Below are 17,294 nucleotides of genomic sequence, written 5' to 3'. Positions count from 1 at the left end.
CCGCTCCAGAAAGATTTCCCGGCGGGTCTTACGCTTTTTATTCTGGTATTCGGCTTCGGAGAAAGTCATCTGTTCCATGAAAAGTGTTCCTGCTGAGTTGGGCTGCCGTATTATGACTGATTCTTGGGGTTATTCAGAGGTTCCCTAGTGCTCCGAGTTGACGTCCTTTTGCTTCTCTCCGATTTCATCCGTTTTCTTTGCTTCGGAAAATAAGTTGCTAAAAAGAGCCGTGATATCCCCCAACAAGGCTGCGAGGATATTCGGAGGGCGTTGCTCTGTTAATTCTGGCGCAGTCTCCAGAGAGTCGAAATCTGTATGCGCTAAATCTTTTTCCAGTTGAGTAATTGCGTTCTCAAAATGCTTGGTCAAATCTGCTGGATTTGTAATGACCTTCGGGTTGCTGGTTAGCGTAAATGTTACTTCTCCGTTGTAGCTTACCACGACGATAGAAAGGCCGAGTCCATCGAACAAAGGTGCGCTGCCAAGCTGTTTGGTCACTTTAGCCCCGTTAAAGTAAAGAGGGGTTTGTGGGCCTGGAATATTGGTAATCGGTATATTGAATAGTGGCTTGTGTCTCTGAGCGAGTTGAAACTCGGTGTAGATGCGAGCAGAGAGGCCCAGCATGGACGAGGGTATGAGCTGGGTTAACCGGGCAGCGGAGATCGCCTGGCCATATATTTGTGATGAAGTTGCGTTGTCATGGATAGACTTGAGCCGGATGGCCAGGTTGGGCTCATTCGTTGCGAGCGAAATCAACATGGCTGAGAGCTGGCTGCCTGTGGGGCTATTAATACGCTTGGAACGAACCGAGATGGGCGACACAGCAATTAGCGGGCGTTCGACGTCCTCGTTCAGGGCTTGTAGGTAGCGTATTAAGACTTCAGAGCATAGCGTCATTACTACATCGTTAAGTGTAATGTCTTCATGCTGTTTTTTTAACTGCTTAAGCCTCTCGAGGTCGCATGCGAAGTAGGCAAGGCTGCGTTCTTTTCCAATAGCGCAATTGAGTGATGTAGGTGGCGCGCTGAAAAGGGCTGGTGGAAGCGCCAGTCTATGTAAACGCTGGACCAATAATGTATAGAAAGCTGATGCGGCTGCATCTTTAGCCATATTGGCGAGTCTGAATGGGGTGTTCAGGGCGGAGCCGTAGACATTACTGATCAAGCGCGTCTTGGATGGTAAAGGGCTCGGGCTCCAGACTTGTTGTGGAGCCCTTTTGGTTGGCTCGGGAGAAAAGTCGAGCAGGGCGCTCATCAGTTCCTCGCCTGTCGCGCCATTGATGATTGAATGATGGATTTTGACAATTAAGGCGCAAGAGTTGCATTTTTTTGCGCCATTTGACCGGTGTCCGCCAGCTAGAGTTATTTCCCAAAGCGGTCGTTCGCGGCTTAAAGGTTCTGCAAGTATTGCCGAAGTGAGTTGGAGTAATTGCTCCTCTCCGCCGGGTGCAGGGAGATGGACGTGTCGAAGGTGATTGCGTAGATCAAAGTCCGGATCGTCTACCCAGTAGGGGTGGTCCAGTTTGAGCGGCACCTCCACAAGGCGTTGTCTGAATTGTCTGGCGGTAGGCAAGCGGGATTCGATGTGTTGGTAAAGCGCCTCAAAGCTCAGCCCACTATTTTGTTCTGAGCAGTCGAGGACATATACGCCGCCGATATGCATGGGGGCGTTTTCTGTTTCCAGGTAGAGGAAGGACGCATCCAGTTCGCTTAGCTGCTGCATATCCGCTTAATGTCCTGTAATGGCCTACCGCTCACTTTATCAGTACGGCGCAGTCAGCGATAGCGGGTTGTTTCGCTTGTCCTAGTGCTCTCGTTTGAGCTTATTTGGTGCGGTTTACTGCAATTTCAGTCAAAGCAAATAATGCGTCTCGATATACCGAAGGAGCTAGTCGTTCTAGCCTTACTGCGGCTCGGTTGGCATACTCTTTCGCAAGCTTGACGGTATAGTCCAGAGCTCCTGATTCCCTGACGGCGATCATTACGGCATCAAGTTGCTCTAAGCCGCCTTCTCTGATTGCTTTGCGTATAAGTTTTCTTTGTGCATCGTCGCCTTGTTGCTGTGCGTAAAGCAGCGGTAGTGTGGGTTTGCCCTCAGCTAAGTCATCGCCCACATTTTTGCCCATTTCCACTGCGTTGCCCTGATAGTCCAGAACATCGTCAATCAGCTGAAATGCAATGCCCAGCTCCAGTCCAAACTCCTTCATATCAGAGGTCGTATCTGCATTGGCTTGACAAAGTATTGCTGCGCTATGCGAAGCGGCTTCAAATAGCATGGCTGTTTTGGCGGTTATCACTTCCATATATTGCGCTTCAGTGATATCAGGATTTTTACAGTTGGTAAGCTGTAACACTTCTCCCTCGGCAATCACATTCGTGGCGTTTGCCAGTACCGCCATCACATCCATGTCTCGCAGCTCTACCATCATCTGAAATGCTCGAGAGTAGAGAAAGTCGCCGACTAGAACACTGGGGGCGTTGCCCCACTTTGCATTGGCTGTGTCTCGCCCACGACGCAGGTCTGAAGTATCCACAACATCATCATGCAATAGTGTGGCTGTGTGTAGGAACTCAATGATAGCGGCTAACTTAAGGTAATGCTTTGCGTTGGCGTTTAGCGCATTGCTGACCAGTAGGACCAGAAGAGGGCGCAGACGTTTTCCACCAGAATCGATGATGTACTGACCGATCTTTTCCACAAGCGGAACGTTGGAGAAAAGCTGATTTTTGATGAGTCCGTCTACGGACAGAAAGTCTTCGTTAACGGCTGCGTAAATAGTTTCTGCCTGCATGCTTGAATGTTCACCGGGAGGCTATGCGCCCGCTATCGGATGTCCGGCGCAATCGCCGGCCGGTTCGCATAAAATGCGGCCGATTAAGTGATTACCGATGGGAGCGTGAGTGTCGACACTGGGTTTGGCACCCTACGGGACAGGAATGCTAGGGGGGAAGTCCGTGTTATGTCAAGGTTTTGCGGGCAATTATGGGGTGGTTGGCCCGACGGAAACAGGATTTTCCTCCAAGCCTCGAATTAGAGTGCGCCTCTCTATAAACTTAGTTGCTCAATCTTTCTGCATTTTGTATAATCTCGCGCCCGCAAAAAACCATTCCCTGTCATAGGGTCACCAAAGTGTTTCCCCTGGCAACAGGCGCTGCGGCGGCTTATTCGTTCAGTTTTCTGGCGAAGCCGGTATTAAGTAATGGTGATGCATGGACTTCCTGCAAGCCTGATGAACGATCATGAAGACAGGCGGCGTAGTTCATATTTAACCCGTGTGATTGGAGATTTATCTCATGTACGCAGTTATCGTGAGTGGCGGTAAGCAACATCGCGTAAAAGAAGGCGAGCGTCTTAAGCTGGAAAAAATTGAAGTTGAAACCGGCGGTGTTGTTGAGTTCGACAAAGTCCTGCTTGTTGCTAACGGAGACGATGTTAAAGTAGGCGCTCCTGTTGTTGAAGGCGCTAAAGTGACTGCAGAAGTTGTAGCTCACGGCCGTCACAAGAAGGTCAACATCATTAAGTTCAGACGTCGTAAGCACCATATGAAGCGTATGGGGCACCGTCAGTGGTTTACTGAAGTTAAGATCACCGGAATTTCCGGCTGATACGGCAACTAATCTAGAGGAGTAATAGCATGGCTCACAAGAAGGCGGCGGGTAGTAGCCGTAACGGTCGCGATTCAGAATCCAAACGACTTGGCGTCAAGCGTTTTGGCGGTCAATTCGTTAAAGCTGGCAACATTCTGGTTCGTCAGCGTGGTACAGAGTTCCATCCTGGTGACAATGTAGGTTGTGGTCGTGACCACACTTTGTTCGCTAAGCAAGATGGCTTTGTTAAGTTTCACGTTGGTGGTCCGTTAAACCGCAGAACAGTCAGTATTGTCGCTGCGGAATAAGACTGACCCGTAACGTTAAAAAGCTCCGCATATGCGGAGCTTTTTTGTTTGCGCCGTACATGCGCAAACCTTGTGTTATAAAGATGTTGGTAATGGCTGGCTTCAAGCGCTGGCGAAATTGGAATTGTTGGGAGAAAAGGCATGAAATTCGTTGATGAGGCCACAATTTACGTGGAAGCAGGTAAAGGTGGAAATGGCTGTTTGAGCTTTCGTCGCGAAAAGTATGTGCCTAAGGGCGGGCCGGATGGCGGCGATGGTGGTGATGGCGGGTCTGTCATTCTGGAGGCGGACGAGTCTATTAATACACTCATTGACTATCGCTATACACGTAAGTTCAAGGCGGCGAACGGGGAAAGCGGTCGCGGAGGCAACTGTACCGGGGCTAGCGGCGCCGACTTGGTGCTGAAGGTGCCTGTGGGGACCACTATTATCGATACGGATATTGATGAGGTGCTTGGCGACCTGGTGGAAGTTGGGCAGCAAATTAAGGTGGCGCAGGGAGGCTTTCATGGCTTGGGTAATACCCGCTATAAATCCAGTGTTAACCAGGCCCCGCGTCAAACCAAGCCGGGACAGCCGGGAGAGTCGAGAAATATTCGACTAGAGCTAAAAGTGTTGGCGGACGTGGGATTGCTTGGTTTGCCTAATGCGGGTAAATCAACGCTGATTCGCGGTATCTCCTCCGCCAAGCCTAAGGTAGCGGACTATCCTTTCACAACACTGGTCCCTAATCTTGGCGTTGTGCGCGTACAGGCGCATCGTAGTTTTGTTGTGGCCGATATCCCTGGACTAATTGAAGGGGCGGCAGATGGTGCGGGGCTGGGTATACGCTTTCTCAAGCATTTGGTCCGCACCCGCCTCTTATTGCATGTTGTGGATGTTTCTCCTCTGGATGAATCAGACCCAGTCGAGTCGGCAGTAAAAATTGTGGCGGAATTAGAAAAGTTTAGTCCAGCGCTGGCCGCTCGCGATAGATGGTTGGTGCTTAATAAAACGGATTTGTTAGCGGAGGATGAGAAGGATGCAATTTGCGCTGATATTTTGAAGCGTTTGAATTGGTCTGGCCCCAGTTATGAGATTTCTGCTTTGGCGGGAGAGGGCTTGCAGCGCCTGTGTCAGGATATTATGACCTGGATTGAGCGAAGGGCTGAGGAAGAGCGTGATGATCCAGAGGTGGCTGAAGCGGATCGCTTGAATCGTGAGCAGATGGATCAGGAAGTTCGTGAGCGTATTCAGTTTCTGAATGAGCAGCGTCGCCAGGCGAGAAAGAAAGCGAAGGAATCTGATGGCGATGATGATGACGAAGATGTTGAAGTTTTCTATGCGCCTTAACGGGTTCTATGGGGAGGTGTGAATTATGTCGGTCAGGCTGCAGCTGGGGCAATTGAACGAATCGCAGGCGCGAGCGCGTCTGCGGGAAACCCGTCGCTGGGTGATTAAAATTGGTAGCGCATTGCTGACAAATGATGGGCGCGGGTTGGCCTTGGACGCAATGGGGTTGTGGGTCGATCAGTTGGCGGCTTTGCGCAAAGATGGCGTAGAAGTGGTCATTGTCTCTTCTGGCGCTGTAGCGGAAGGGATGAGTCGCTTAGGGTGGAAGGAGCGCCCGAAATTGCTGGATGAGCTGCAAGCCGCCGCCGCAGTGGGGCAAATGGGGCTGGTTCAGGCGTGGGAGGCTCAATTTAAGCGTCATAATATGCAGACCGCCCAAATCCTTTTGACTCATGAAGATTTGTCCGACCGCAAGCGCTACCTGAATGCTCGGGGGGCGTTATGTACCTTAATTGATATGGGGGTGGCTCCTATCATCAATGAAAATGACACGGTGGTGACGGATGAGATTCGCTTCGGAGATAACGATACGTTAGCTGCTCTGGTCGCCAACCTGGTCGAGGCTGACCATTTGATTATTTTGACGGATCAGTCAGGCTTGTTTGATAAGGATCCTCGCTCCAATACTGATGCTAGCTTGGTGGGGGTTGCCAAGGCTAATGACGCAGCCCTGGATAGTATGGCTTCTGGTAGCTCTGGCGCTTTAGGTCGTGGCGGAATGTTCACTAAACTGCGCGCCTCGCGTTTGGCGAGTCGCTCGGGGGCTGCGACAGTTATTGTGGGTGGGCGCATCGATTCGGTGCTTACCCGTTTGCGTAATGGGGATGAGCTGGGGACGCTTCTGCTTCCTGACCAAGAGCGCTGGGTTGCGCGTAAGCAGTGGCTTGCCGGACATCTCAAAACCCGGGGGCGCCTGGTGTTGGATGATGGTGCAGTTCGAGTGCTGACTCAGCAGGGGCGGAGCTTACTGCCTGTCGGGGTTAAGTCTGTGGATGGCGGCTTTCAGCGTGGAGAAATGGTGAGTTGCTATGATCTGCAGGGTAATGAGGTCGCCAGAGGGTTGGTGAACTACGATGCAGATGAGGCGGTGCGAATTGTTGGCGTTGCCTCTGAGAAAATTGAATCCATTTTGGGTTATATCAATGAGCCAGAGTTAATACATCGGGATAATTTGGTTTTGTTGTAGTTGTGCCTGGAATGCAGACAATAAAAAACCGGCCTAAGCCGGTTTTTTATTGTTCAGAAGAATTTAGCTAGCCTTCAGCGCCTTAATTTTGGCGTTTAGGCGGCTCTTGGTGCGAGCAGCTTTGTTCTTGCTGAAAATGCCTTTGTTGACCATGGAGTCAATGATCGGCGCTGCAGTAGTTAATGCCTGTGTCGCGCCGTCATAGCTGCCTTGCTCGATCTGGGCGCTAACTTTCTTGATATATGTGCGTACCATGGAGCGCAGGCTCATGTTGTGAGCGCGGCGTTTTACTTGCTGTCTGGCGCGCTTCTTGGATGAAGGATTGTTCGCCACCTTGAAACTCCTCAATATTCGAATGCTGTCGGTTGGTGTCGCCGAAATAAATGACGCGGAAATATGCCGCTTTCGTGGTCATTTGTCAACGATTATGGCAAAAAAAATGATTGTTTTTCATTCAATGCAAGCGCGGAGGTCGAGTGATCTATTTTTCCGCTAACTCTCGCGTGATAGGATGTGCCGCCTGTCGATAGAGGGCGACCGCCTCTCAACGTTATTTTCAATTTTCCTGGGTATGACTAATTTGTGAGCGCAGCAGATACGCATAAAGAAAAGCCTACTCCGTCGTTGTTGAGGTCCAGCAGCTTGGTAGGGTTGATGACCATGCTTTCCCGGGGGTTAGGTTTGGCTCGGGATATTGTAATCGCCAATTTTTTTGGCGCGGGCGCGGGCGCCGATGCTTTTTTTGTGGCGTTTAAAATTCCTAATTTTATGCGTCGCTTGTTTGCTGAAGGCGCTTTTTCACAAGCTTTTGTTCCTGTGCTGTCTGAATATCGCTCGAAGCAATCGCCGGTTGCAGTGAAAACTCTTGTGGACAATGTTTCCGGTACGCTGGGTGTGGTTTTGTTGATCATCACTGTTTTAGCTGTATTGGTGGCTCCGTTGTTGGCGGCATTGTTCGCTCCTGGCTTCCTGGATAATGGTGATAAGTTTGCGCTTACCGTGGAAATGCTGCGTCTGACATTTCCCTATCTGCTGCTTATTTCAATGACGGCGTTTGCGGGAGCGATATTAAATAGCTATGACTATTTTGCTGTTCCGGCGTTTACCCCTGTGCTGCTTAATCTATCATTGATTGGTGCGGCGTTTTTGATCACGCCATATATGGACGAGCCAGTAATGGCTCTGGCTTGGGGGGTATTAATTGCTGGTATGGCGCAATTGCTGTTCCAGCTTCCTTTCCTGTCTCGCTTACAGTTGCTTCCCAAACCTAAAATAGATAGAAAGCACGAGGGTGTCCGCAGAATTCTGCGCTTAATGACGCCGGCGATGTTTGGTGTTTCGGTAAGCCAAATAAATCTTCTCTTGGACACAATACTGGCGTCTTTTCTGGTAACTGGGAGTGTTTCCTGGCTGTACTACTCTGATCGCTTATCTGAGCTGCCTTTAGGTGTTTTTGGAATTGCGATCGCGACCGTGATTTTGCCTAGCCTGTCGCGAAAACATGCAGCAGATAACGCTAAAGACTTCTCCGCCACCCTCGATTGGGCTATTCGCGCAGTCCTTCTGATTGGCCTGCCGGCTGCGGTGGCTCTAATGACGCTGGCGCAGCCTATGATTGCTACGTTGTTCCAGCACGGGGCGCTGACTGACTTCGATGTGCAAATGTCCGCTCAAAGCTTGCAGGCGTACTCTCTCGGCTTAACTTTCTTTATGTTGGTGAAAGTTCTGGCGCCAGGCTATTTCTCGCGCCAAGACACCAGGACGCCAGTAAAGATAGGGATTGCAGCGATGATCGCCAATATGGTTTTCAATCTCGCATTGATTTACCCCATGGCGCACGCAGGCTTGGCTCTGGCGACTTCTTTGTCAGCAGCGCTAAATGCAGGGCTGCTATGGCGCGGACTGGTGAAAGCGGGCGTGCTCCAGCACCAATCTGGTTGGAGGCTGTTCTTGTCGCGTCTTATTGGCGCCAATGTCGTGATGGCGCTTGTTCTCATGGCGTTATTGCCTGCTGAAGGTTTCTGGTTTTCGGCCAATACGGCGACGCGTGCGTTTTGGTTGTTAGGAATTTGTTGCGCGGGCGGGTTGAGTTATTTCGCCTCTCTTTATGTGTTTGGCGTTCGGCCCCGTCAATTTTTCATGCGTGGATAAAGGCCTTGCGTCAAATGACACCTCATAGATTGGGCAGCCGACGCCACATGCTTTATAATCGCGCTTTTGCATGGCCGCTGTAGACGCATGAAACTTATTCGGGGACTGCACAACTTAAAGCCATTCGCCTCTGGCTGTGTGGCGACTATTGGGAACTTCGATGGCGTGCACATTGGTCACCAAGTCATAATCAGTCAGTTGCAGTCCAGGGCTGAAAGCATTGGCGTTCCCGCCGTGGTCATGGTGTTTGAGCCTCAACCACGAGAGTTTTTTGAGAAGTTGGACGCCCCCGCTCGCTTGATGCGGTTCCGTGAGAAATTAGATGCTATCGCCGCCTTAAATGTGGATTACTTATTGTGTCTTCAGTTTAATCGCCGGCTGCGAGGTCTGACTGCTCAGCAGTTCATTGATGACGTTCTGGTAACAGGCCTTCATGTTAAGCATCTCGTTGTTGGCGATGACTTTCGCTTTGGCTGCGATCGCTCTGGAGATTTCCGCCTGCTGGAAAAGTCTGGCGCGGTATCTGGCTTTAGTGTCGAAAATACGCCGACAGTAGAAGTAGAGGGTGAGCGTGTCAGTAGTACGCGAATTCGCGGCACACTGACGCAAGGCGAATTTGCACAAGCGGAAGACCTGCTTGGAAGGCCCTATAGTATTACCGGGTGCGTGGTGCACGGGCGTAAGCTGGGACGACAGCTCAACGCGCCAACGGCCAATGTGTCTTTAGGCCGCAAAAGGCCCGTACTGTCTGGCGTTTATGTGGTTAAGACGACGTTGGCTACAGGTCGCGTGCGTTTCGGTGTGGCTAATATTGGCGTTCGTCCTACCATTGATGGTTTGGGAATGACGCCGGCTTTAGAGGTGCATCTTTTTGAGCATGCCGAGGATATATACGGCCAGCGGATAAATGTGCAATTTCTTGAAAAACTGCGGGATGAACGCAAGTTCAGCGGGTTGGAGCAGTTACAGGAGCAGATACAAAGAGATATTGAAGGCGCTAAACAGCGACTGCAATCTCTGCCACTGCAAAACATCAGCAGCGCAGGCTGAAGAGAAGTCTGCATGATGTGTGGCGAACGGCCGTAATTATACGTTCATTAAGTATGATGAGGTCCTGCTGTAGGGCGGTCGCAGCAATTGAAATGATCGCCGTAAGATGACTTTCAAGTGAAAACAGTAAAATGTAAGTGGATGGCAGGCGCAAAATCCTGACTTTGGCATATTAGGTAAATTATGAGCGACTATAAGCACACCCTTAATCTTCCTCAGACCGATTTCCCCATGCGTGGCAATCTCCCTCAACGCGAGCCGGATATGCTGAAGCGCTGGGGAGATATTGAGCTCTACGAGAAGATTAGAACGGAGTTTAAGGGGCGTGAAAAGTTCATACTGCACGACGGCCCTCCTTACGCCAACGGTAATATTCACTTGGGGCATGCGGTTAACAAAATTCTGAAGGACATCATCGTCAAGTCAAAGAGTGTGGCGGGTTACGACGCGCCCTATGTTCCTGGCTGGGACTGCCACGGCCTGCCTATTGAGCACAAAGTCGAAACTATGATTGGCCGCGCTGGCGACAAGGTCGGCTATAAAGAATTCAGGCAGAAATGTCGTGAGTATGCTCTGGAGCAGGTGGCTAAGCAGCGGGAAGACTTTATTCGCCTGGGCGTCTTCGGCGACTGGTTCAAACCTTATTTGACCCTTGATTTCAAAACTGAGGCGGACATCATCCGGGCGCTGGGCAAGATCGCGACGAGCGGGCATCTTCAGAAAGGATATAAGCCGGTCTACTGGAGTGTTGTTGGCGGCTCCGCCTTAGCGGAAGCAGAGGTTGAATACAAAGACAAGACGTCTAACTCCATCGATGTCAGCTATCCCGCCGAAAATGAGCAAGACGTACTGAGTGCGTTTGCTGACGCATCTGGCGAAGGGGATGTTTCCATTGTTATCTGGACGACTACCCCTTGGACTTTGCCTGCTTCTTTGGCGGTATCATTAGGGGCGGAGATTGAATACGCGCTGACGCAGTGCAGCGTGGATGGACGTCCGCAACGTTGGATCGTAGCGGAAAAAATGCTTGAGTCTGTGATGTCCCGCTGCGGTGTTGAAAATTATCAGGTCGTAGGGCGTTGCACTGGTCAGGACCTTGAAGGTAAAACTTTCCATCATCCCTTCTATAGCCGCAGCATTCCTGCGTTGTTGGGAGATCATGTCACTTTGGATGCAGGTACTGGCGTTGTCCATACTGCTCCTGATCACGGTATGGAAGACTTCGCTGTCTGTAACAAATACGGCATTGAGACTATCAATCCGCTGGATGACCGCGGCGTGTACCGGGATAACGTTGAGTTATTCGCTGGGGAGCATGTTTACAAGGTTGATGACCATGTAATTGAAGTATTGAAAGAACGTGGGCGCCTGCTAAGCCACGGCAAGATTACCCATAGCTATGCGCATTGCTGGAGAACCAAGACGCCGCTGATCTACCGCGCCACGCCGCAGTGGTTTATCAGTATGGATAAACAAGGGTTGCGTGATCAGGCTTTGGCGGAAATCAAGCAGGTGCGTTGGGTTCCATCCTGGGGACAAAACCGCATTGAGGCGATGATTGAGCAGAGCCCGGACTGGTGCATCTCTCGCCAACGTACATGGGGTGTCCCCATCACTTTCTTTGTTCACAAAGAAACCCAGGAACTGCACCCGGATACTGCTCGCTTGGTGGAAGAAGTCGCCAAACAGGTTGAAAAAACAGGCATTGACGCTTGGTGGGATATCAATGCGGAAGAATTGCTGGGCGCAGATGCGCAAAGCTATGAGAAAGTCACGGATACCTTGGATGTTTGGTTTGACTCTGGCGTCACACATAGTTCTGTGCTGGAGCAGCGGGAAGAGTTGGGGCAGTTCCCTGCGGACCTGTATCTGGAAGGATCTGACCAGCATAGAGGCTGGTTCCAATCTTCTTTGAAGACTGCTGTGGCGATTAAAGGCAAAGCTCCGTATCGGCAGGTGCTCACCCATGGCTTCACTGTGGATGAAAAAGGCCACAAGATGTCCAAGTCCTTGGGGAACGGCATTGAGCCTCAGGAAGTTATGAACAAGCTTGGCGCAGATATTCTACGGCTGTGGGTTGCGGCGACGGATTACAGCGCTGAGATGGTGTTGTCGAAGAATATCTTGGAGCGTACGGCGGACTCTTATCGCCGAATTCGTAATACTTCTCGCTTCCTGCTGGCGAATATCAACGATTTTGAACCGGTCAAAGACATGGTGGCGATGGATGATCTGTTGGCGTTAGATCGCTGGATTGTCGATCGCGCCTGGTTGCTGCAGGAAGAACTGAAGAAGGCTTACGAGCAGTACAACTTCGTTCAGGTATATCAGAAAGTGCATAACTTCTGTTCTGTAGAGCTTGGCAGCTTCTATCTTGACGTCATCAAGGACCGTCAATACACCATGAAGCTGAACAGCCGCGGCTGTCGATCAGCGCAAACGGCGCAATATCATGTCATTGAGGCGTTAGTGCGTTGGGTTGCGCCGATCCTGAGCTTCACTGCAGAAGAAATTTGGTCATATATTCCTGGGAAGCGCTCAGAAAGTATCTTCCTTGAAACTTTCTATGAAGGTTTGCAGCCTCTGGTTGAAGGCTCTGAGATGGGGCGCGAGTATTGGAGCCGCCTGCTGCGGGTCAGAACATCTGTCAACAAAGCGCTTGAAGAGGCGCGGAATGCAGGCAAAGTGAAAGGCTCACTGACAACGGAAGTGTCCCTGTTTGCTACTCCTGAAATGCAGCGTGACCTGAGCGCTCTGGGTGAAGAGCTGCGCTTTGTATTCATTACTTCCGGAGCATTTGTTTTCGGTGTGGAAGATGCGTCTGAAGCCAATTCTGTCGCTACGGAAACAGAAGGTTTGCGTGTGGGCATCAAGAGTTCTGAACACAAGAAATGTGGCCGCTGCTGGCATCATCGCGAAGATGTTGGCGCGCACGCATCTCACGAAGATCTGTGTGGACGCTGTATCGAAAATATCGATGGCTCAGGAGAAGAAAGGAAATATGCCTAATGGATGTGCGGGCCAGTAAAGTCAGTCAAGGCGGAGGCGAGATGCAAAAAGTGAATCCGGCAATGCTGCGTTGGTTGTGGCTGACTTTGGCGGTTATTGTCCTTGATCTGGGAACCAAGTGGTATGTTAGCGCCAATATGGTTCTGGGCGAGTCTGTGCCTGTCGCACCTTTCTTCAGCTTTACGTTGCTGCATAATACCGGCGCAGCGTTCAGCTTTCTGGCTGACGCGTCAGGTTGGCAGCGCTGGTTCTTTATCATTCTCGCGGCTGTTGTGAGTGCTGTGTTAGCGTTATGGCTGGTGCGGCTGAGCCGTGAGGAGCGCTGGATGGCCTGCGCGCTCAGTTTGGTTCTCGGGGGGGCGCTAGGCAATCTATATGACCGGGCTGTGCTCGGCTATGTCGTTGACTTTCTGCACTTTTTCTATGGCGGATATAACTTTCCCGCGTTTAATCTTGCCGATACCGCGATAACTATTGGCGCTTTTATGATTGCGATTGATGTATTCCGTAATCCTTCCGGTGCGACGGAAGATAAGTAATTAACGAGATGATGCAATGACTGAAATGTTTGTCGGCGCCGGAACGCTTGTCACTCTGCATTTTGAGCTGCGTTTAGAGAGTGGAGAAATTGTTGATTCAACTTTTTCTGGCAAGCCGGGCGAATTTGAGTACGGCGACGGCGCGCTTCCCGCAGGCTTTGAAGAGTTGTTAAGAGGAATGCGAGCTGGAGAGCGCAAGAGCTTTTCTGTTTTGCCTGAGAAAGGATTTGGCATGCCTAATCCTAATAATGTTCAGGAATTTCCGTTAGACAGCTTTCCCGATAAGGAAAGTCTGGAAGTAGGGATGGTGATGTCATTTGCTGACGCCGCCAAAGCGGAATTACCCGGCGTGATTAAGCAGATCGAAAGCGGTATGGTGACCGTTGACTTCAATCATCCGCTCGCAGGGCATACGCTGGACTTCGAAGTAGAGGTTCTGGCGGTGAAAGAAGCGCAAGCTGGCGAACAGGAGGGCGGTCATGAAAATTAAGCTAGCGAATCCACGGGGATTTTGTGCTGGGGTAGACCGTGCGATTGAGATTGTGAACCGGGCTTTAGACGTCTTTGGCGCTCCGATATATGTTCGCCATGAAGTGGTGCACAATCGCTTTGTGGTGGAAGGGCTTAGAACAAGAGGCGCCGTATTTGTAGATGAACTTGATGAAGTTCCAGATGGCGCATTGGTCATTTTCAGCGCCCACGGTGTTTCTCAGGAAGTGCGCCAGGAAGCTGACGCCAGAGGGCTGAAGGTTTTCGACGCTACCTGCCCACTAGTCACCAAGGTTCATATGGAAGTGATGCGTTATTCCAGAGATGGTCGGGAGTGCATCCTGATTGGTCATGCAGGACACCCTGAAGTGGAAGGTACGATGGGGCAGTACGACAGCGCTAATGGCGGCGCCATCTACTTGGTGGAGGATGAAGAGGATGCTGGCAAACTTATTGTTAATGATCCCGGTAATCTCGCCTATGTCACCCAAACAACCCTGTCTGTGGATGACACCGCTCGGGTAATCGACGCGTTACGCCAAAAATTCCCTGAAATCAAAGGTCCGCGTAAAGATGATATTTGCTACGCGACGCAAAATCGCCAGGATGCAGTCAAAGAGCTGGCGGCAACATGTGACGTGTTGCTAGTGGTCGGTTCAGTAAACAGCTCAAACTCCAACCGCTTGCGGGAATTGGCTGAACGTATGCAAACCCCTGCATACCTCATTGATGGCGCCCATGAGATCCAACCAGATTGGTTCGCTGGCGCCGCCAGCGTCGGCGTCACTGCAGGCGCCTCCGCCCCGGAAGTATTGGTGCAACAAGTCGTGCAAAGGCTAAGAGAACTTGGTGGCGAAGCCCCTGCAGAGATAGCTGGGCGCGAAGAAAACATCGTTTTCTCGATGCCTAAAGAGCTAAGAATTCCCGCCGTTAACGAATCATGATCAAACTGGAGCGCAGCATTGTCCTGTGCTCCAGTTCACACTTCCCCTCCTATTGAGACCGTTTATCCCGCAAATGCTCCGTTTATCGTGCGGCGCATGACTATGCTATTCATCTAAATTATTTTTAAGGTGCTTAAAAAGGATGAGAATCTATGAAGCAGAAAGGTTTTACATTAATTGAGTTGATGGTTGTTTTAACCATACTTGCTATCGCACTTGCATTTGGGCTGCCCAGCATGGGCTATATCATCGACAGTAATAGACTTACCTCAAGCACGAATGAGCTTGTAGGGGCTCTTAACTTTGCTAGGTCTGAAGCGGTAAAGCGTGGTCGTACTATTCGAATTGCGGCTTCCAGTGGGGGAACAGGATGGCAGGGGGGGTATCGAGTCTGGATCGATACGGATAATGATGGCTCCTACGATGCTGGTGAAGAACAGCTTCGTATCTTCGATGCATTTAAAGATGAGACCACTGCCACAGGCCCTGCCGCTGCGATTTCTTTTTCTGGCTCTGGCTTCGCCTCTGGGGCGACGAGCATAAAATTATGTAGTGGTAATAAAAATATTGCCACTGGCCGCAAGGTTGACGTCTCTTCGGCTGGCCGAGTAACGATTATTGATGAGGTGTGCTCATGATAGGCAGGCAGAGGGGTTTCACACTAATAGAGATATTGGTTGCGGTAGTTATCCTGGCGATTGGGTTGCTTGGAATTGCTGGCCTCCAGGTTATGTCTGTCAAGAGTTCTACAAATGCGAACCTGAGAAGCGTTGCGGTATATCTTGCCAATGATATGGCCGACAGAATAAGAGCTAATAGGGTTGGTGTTGCTGCGGGTAGCTATGATAACGAAACAGGATCTGCACAGAACGCAGCTTGCCTAACGACGGCAGGTTGTACCTCCGCGCAAATGGCTGCGAATGATAAGTTCGAGTGGCTCCAGGAATTAGGCGATGAGTTGCCTGGTGGCGCAGGGACCATTGCCAACAATGGCGGTTTATTTACCATTACTGTCACATGGAATGATCGTGTTAAGCAAGCGGAGGGAGCGGATGCGGATACTTCCAGCGAGCAAAGTACGGTTTCACTTACTTTTCAACCCTAATACGTAAAGGCACACATTATGAGCAGGTTGATTGCGCAGAAGGGGCTATCACTCGTTGAAGTAATGATCGCATTGGCGCTTAGTGCATTATTACTTATTGGGATTTTTCAAATATTTAACTCTAATAAACAAGCATTTCAGCTCCAGGACGGTTACGCCAGAGTTCAAGAAAGTGGGCGCTTGGCAATGGAAATGCTGAATAGAGATATAAGGAATGCCGCCTATACTGGGTGCTCAAATGGCGTAAATTTTAATAGCATTGTTGAGCCATCCAAATATAAAGCAGGTATTCCTGACTTTGATTCGAGTAAAGGAATTGTTGCCTATAATAATATATCTTCTATCGCAAGTGGTAGTGAGTTAAACAACTTTGGTTTGACTGTAGGGACTGCAAGTGGCCAAGTTATAACTGGCACTGATGCTATTGTTATAAAAGGGGCTTCGCCTTGTAATGGCGGGAAGGTTGTTTCGTACAATCAGTCATCTGCTAGCTTTAAGATAGAAGACGCTAAAGCATGTGGTATAAGCCAGAATGATATTGTCGTTGTATCTAATTGTCAGTATGCGGATATGTTTGCGATTACAAACAACCCAATTTCTGGTGGTGCTAGTGCTGACACAGTAACTCATGGCGCCAACTGGAATGTGTCTCCGCCTAAACTGGATGGTAGCTACTCAAATGATTCTTTCTTATTAAGGTATACAGCTAAAGTTTACTACGTGGCTAATGGGGCAAATAGCAGACCATCGTTGTTTGTTACTCAATTAGAAGGAACCACACTAGTTACTCACGAGTTAGCGGAAGGTATTTCAGATATGCAGTTCCTTATGGGGGAGGACAGCTCCGGCGGTGATAAATCAGTAGATAGGTTTCTTGAGCCCGAGGATGCCGCGTTAGTAATAGGTCGTATAGTTGCAGTGAAAACGAGTTTTACTTTGGAGTCTGAGGATAATGTACTTACTGTCTCCGGTAACCCTCTCACTACAACGTTTCAATCAGTTAGTACTTTAAGAAATAGGGTTAATTGAGATGAAAGTTAACAATAGACAGTCAGGCGCGGCCCTGTTCGTCAGTTTGATACTGCTTCTTGTACTTACAATACTGGGCCTTGCCTCAATGAATGATAGTGTTATGCAGGGCAAGATGGCGGGTGCAGTTCAGGACTCCAATATAGCTTTGCAAGGGGTTGAGGCTACTTTGCGAGAGGCTGAAAGCTTTATTGAGACTGGAGTGGCGAGTACTGCTGCGTTTGATAATACCGGTGGGCTATACGCTATGAATTCTACAACGATTCCTGATCCATTCTCTACGACTGACTGGGCTAATGCGACTAAGGTAAAAAGTGCGACTAAAGTTAGCGGGCTAAGTGAAGCCCCTAAGTACTTCATCCAACATGTTGGTAAAGTTGCTGCTCCAGATGAGAAAACAAAACTGAATATTGAAACATACAGTCATGAGTCGGGAGCGGGCGAAATAGTGGGCTTTAAAATTATCGCGCGGAGTACGGGTGCGTCAGGAGTGTCGCAACGTATTGTCGAAAGTTATTACGGTAAGCGATTCTAATAATTGCTGTAAGTTATTGGAGGGATTGGT

17 protein-coding genes are annotated in these 17,294 nt (G+C 50.0%); 14 read left to right on the top strand and 3 right to left on the bottom strand.

Annotated features, from left to right (window positions below; all coding sequences use genetic code 11):
* Positions 1-144: 144 nt before the first annotated feature.
* Both KP814_RS28490 and KP814_RS28485 read right to left on the bottom strand, forming a co-directional pair.
* Positions 145-1,722: a wax ester/triacylglycerol synthase family O-acyltransferase gene (locus KP814_RS28490; RefSeq protein ID WP_216739943.1), complete on the bottom strand. Its 1,578-nt coding sequence runs from the start codon at positions 1,720-1,722 to the stop codon at positions 145-147.
* Between the two features lie 100 nt (positions 1,723-1,822).
* Entirely contained in the window at positions 1,823-2,791 is a 969-nt protein-coding gene (locus KP814_RS28485) for a polyprenyl synthetase family protein (RefSeq protein WP_216739942.1), read from the bottom strand.
* A gap of 502 nt (positions 2,792-3,293) precedes the next feature.
* Here KP814_RS28485 and rplU point away from each other — a divergent pair.
* The 4 genes from rplU (at position 3,294) to proB (ending at position 6,413) form a co-directional block, all read left to right on the top strand.
* A complete protein-coding gene (gene rplU, locus KP814_RS28480; protein ID WP_127973434.1) occupies positions 3,294-3,605 on the top strand; it encodes a 50S ribosomal protein L21 in 312 nt (103 codons plus the stop codon).
* Positions 3,606-3,634: 29 nt separating this feature from the next.
* A complete protein-coding gene (gene rpmA / locus KP814_RS28475; protein WP_216739941.1) occupies positions 3,635-3,895 on the top strand; it encodes a 50S ribosomal protein L27 in 261 nt (86 codons plus the stop codon).
* Positions 3,896-4,036: 141 nt separating this feature from the next.
* The gene (gene cgtA / locus KP814_RS28470; RefSeq protein WP_216739940.1) at positions 4,037-5,227 is read left to right on the top strand and encodes an Obg family GTPase CgtA; all 1,191 of its coding nucleotides are present in this window, start codon (positions 4,037-4,039) and stop codon (positions 5,225-5,227) included.
* 25 nt (positions 5,228-5,252) lie between these two features.
* On the top strand, positions 5,253-6,413 hold the full coding sequence (gene proB / locus KP814_RS28465) for a glutamate 5-kinase (RefSeq protein ID WP_216739939.1): 1,161 nt from the start codon (positions 5,253-5,255) through the stop codon (positions 6,411-6,413).
* Positions 6,414-6,476: 63 nt separating this feature from the next.
* Here the strand turns inward: proB and rpsT are convergent, their stop codons facing one another.
* Entirely contained in the window at positions 6,477-6,746 is a 270-nt protein-coding gene (rpsT, locus tag KP814_RS28460; RefSeq protein WP_011399647.1) for a 30S ribosomal protein S20, read from the bottom strand.
* 249 nt (positions 6,747-6,995) lie between these two features.
* Between rpsT and murJ the strand changes: the two genes are divergently transcribed.
* From murJ to KP814_RS28410, 10 genes are all read left to right on the top strand, one after another.
* Positions 6,996-8,564, top strand: a complete 1,569-nt coding sequence (gene murJ, locus KP814_RS28455; RefSeq protein WP_216739938.1) for a murein biosynthesis integral membrane protein MurJ — start codon at positions 6,996-6,998, stop codon at positions 8,562-8,564.
* A gap of 87 nt (positions 8,565-8,651) precedes the next feature.
* Complete coding sequence (gene ribF, locus KP814_RS28450) at positions 8,652-9,614, top strand: bifunctional riboflavin kinase/FAD synthetase (RefSeq protein WP_216739937.1); 963 nt, start codon at positions 8,652-8,654, stop codon at positions 9,612-9,614.
* A 183-nt stretch (positions 9,615-9,797) separates the two neighbouring features.
* Positions 9,798-12,623, top strand: a complete 2,826-nt coding sequence (gene ileS, locus KP814_RS28445; RefSeq protein WP_216739936.1) for an isoleucine--tRNA ligase — start codon at positions 9,798-9,800, stop codon at positions 12,621-12,623.
* Positions 12,623-13,162, top strand: a complete 540-nt coding sequence (gene lspA / locus KP814_RS28440) for a signal peptidase II (protein WP_253938699.1) — start codon at positions 12,623-12,625, stop codon at positions 13,160-13,162. The genes ileS and lspA overlap by 1 nt, the downstream gene beginning before the upstream one ends.
* A 16-nt stretch (positions 13,163-13,178) precedes the next feature.
* A complete protein-coding gene (gene fkpB / locus KP814_RS28435; protein ID WP_216739935.1) occupies positions 13,179-13,652 on the top strand; it encodes an FKBP-type peptidyl-prolyl cis-trans isomerase in 474 nt (157 codons plus the stop codon).
* Positions 13,642-14,595, top strand: a complete 954-nt coding sequence (gene ispH / locus KP814_RS28430; RefSeq protein ID WP_216739934.1) for a 4-hydroxy-3-methylbut-2-enyl diphosphate reductase — start codon at positions 13,642-13,644, stop codon at positions 14,593-14,595. Before fkpB ends, ispH begins: the two co-directional genes overlap by 11 nt.
* A gap of 152 nt (positions 14,596-14,747) precedes the next feature.
* On the top strand, positions 14,748-15,233 hold the full coding sequence (locus KP814_RS28425; RefSeq protein WP_216739948.1) for a GspH/FimT family pseudopilin: 486 nt from the start codon (positions 14,748-14,750) through the stop codon (positions 15,231-15,233).
* Complete coding sequence (gene pilV / locus KP814_RS28420; protein WP_216739933.1) at positions 15,230-15,700, top strand: type IV pilus modification protein PilV; 471 nt, start codon at positions 15,230-15,232, stop codon at positions 15,698-15,700. The genes KP814_RS28425 and pilV overlap by 4 nt, the downstream gene beginning before the upstream one ends.
* A gap of 18 nt (positions 15,701-15,718) precedes the next feature.
* Complete coding sequence (locus KP814_RS28415) at positions 15,719-16,729, top strand: PilW family protein (protein ID WP_216739947.1); 1,011 nt, start codon at positions 15,719-15,721, stop codon at positions 16,727-16,729.
* A 1-nt stretch (position 16,730) separates the two neighbouring features.
* Positions 16,731-17,264: a PilX N-terminal domain-containing pilus assembly protein gene (locus tag KP814_RS28410; protein WP_216739932.1), complete on the top strand. Its 534-nt coding sequence runs from the start codon at positions 16,731-16,733 to the stop codon at positions 17,262-17,264.
* Positions 17,265-17,294 lie beyond the last annotated feature (30 nt).

The organism is Hahella sp. HN01 (genome assembly GCF_018986435.1).
Taxonomy (GTDB): domain Bacteria; phylum Pseudomonadota; class Gammaproteobacteria; order Pseudomonadales; family Oleiphilaceae; genus Hahella.
The sequence above is the reverse complement of the archived record's forward strand: the minus strand, read 5'-3'. Positions and strand labels throughout refer to the sequence as shown.

What these genes read in the sequence shown, in the direction of transcription:
- fkpB (WP_216739935.1), top strand. Translation starts at nt 13,179, where the DNA reads ATGACTGAAATGTTTGTCGGCGCCGGAACGCTTGTCACTCTGCATTTT.
- KP814_RS28410 (WP_216739932.1), top strand. Translation starts at nt 16,731, where the DNA reads ATGAAAGTTAACAATAGACAGTCAGGCGCGGCCCTGTTCGTCAGTTTG.
- ispH (WP_216739934.1), top strand. Translation starts at nt 13,642, where the DNA reads ATGAAAATTAAGCTAGCGAATCCACGGGGATTTTGTGCTGGGGTAGAC.
- KP814_RS28415 (WP_216739947.1), top strand. Translation starts at nt 15,719, where the DNA reads ATGAGCAGGTTGATTGCGCAGAAGGGGCTATCACTCGTTGAAGTAATG.
- pilV (WP_216739933.1), top strand. Translation starts at nt 15,230, where the DNA reads ATGATAGGCAGGCAGAGGGGTTTCACACTAATAGAGATATTGGTTGCG.
- cgtA (WP_216739940.1), top strand. Translation starts at nt 4,037, where the DNA reads ATGAAATTCGTTGATGAGGCCACAATTTACGTGGAAGCAGGTAAAGGT.
- rplU (WP_127973434.1), top strand. Translation starts at nt 3,294, where the DNA reads ATGTACGCAGTTATCGTGAGTGGCGGTAAGCAACATCGCGTAAAAGAA.
- KP814_RS28425 (WP_216739948.1), top strand. Translation starts at nt 14,748, where the DNA reads ATGAAGCAGAAAGGTTTTACATTAATTGAGTTGATGGTTGTTTTAACC.
- ribF (WP_216739937.1), top strand. Translation starts at nt 8,652, where the DNA reads ATGAAACTTATTCGGGGACTGCACAACTTAAAGCCATTCGCCTCTGGC.
- KP814_RS28485 (WP_216739942.1), bottom strand. Translation starts at nt 2,791, where the DNA reads ATGCAGGCAGAAACTATTTACGCAGCCGTTAACGAAGACTTTCTGTCC.
- ileS (WP_216739936.1), top strand. Translation starts at nt 9,798, where the DNA reads ATGAGCGACTATAAGCACACCCTTAATCTTCCTCAGACCGATTTCCCC.
- lspA (WP_253938699.1), top strand. Translation starts at nt 12,623, where the DNA reads ATGGATGTGCGGGCCAGTAAAGTCAGTCAAGGCGGAGGCGAGATGCAA.
- KP814_RS28490 (WP_216739943.1), bottom strand. Translation starts at nt 1,722, where the DNA reads ATGCAGCAGCTAAGCGAACTGGATGCGTCCTTCCTCTACCTGGAAACA.
- proB (WP_216739939.1), top strand. Translation starts at nt 5,253, where the DNA reads ATGTCGGTCAGGCTGCAGCTGGGGCAATTGAACGAATCGCAGGCGCGA.
- rpmA (WP_216739941.1), top strand. Translation starts at nt 3,635, where the DNA reads ATGGCTCACAAGAAGGCGGCGGGTAGTAGCCGTAACGGTCGCGATTCA.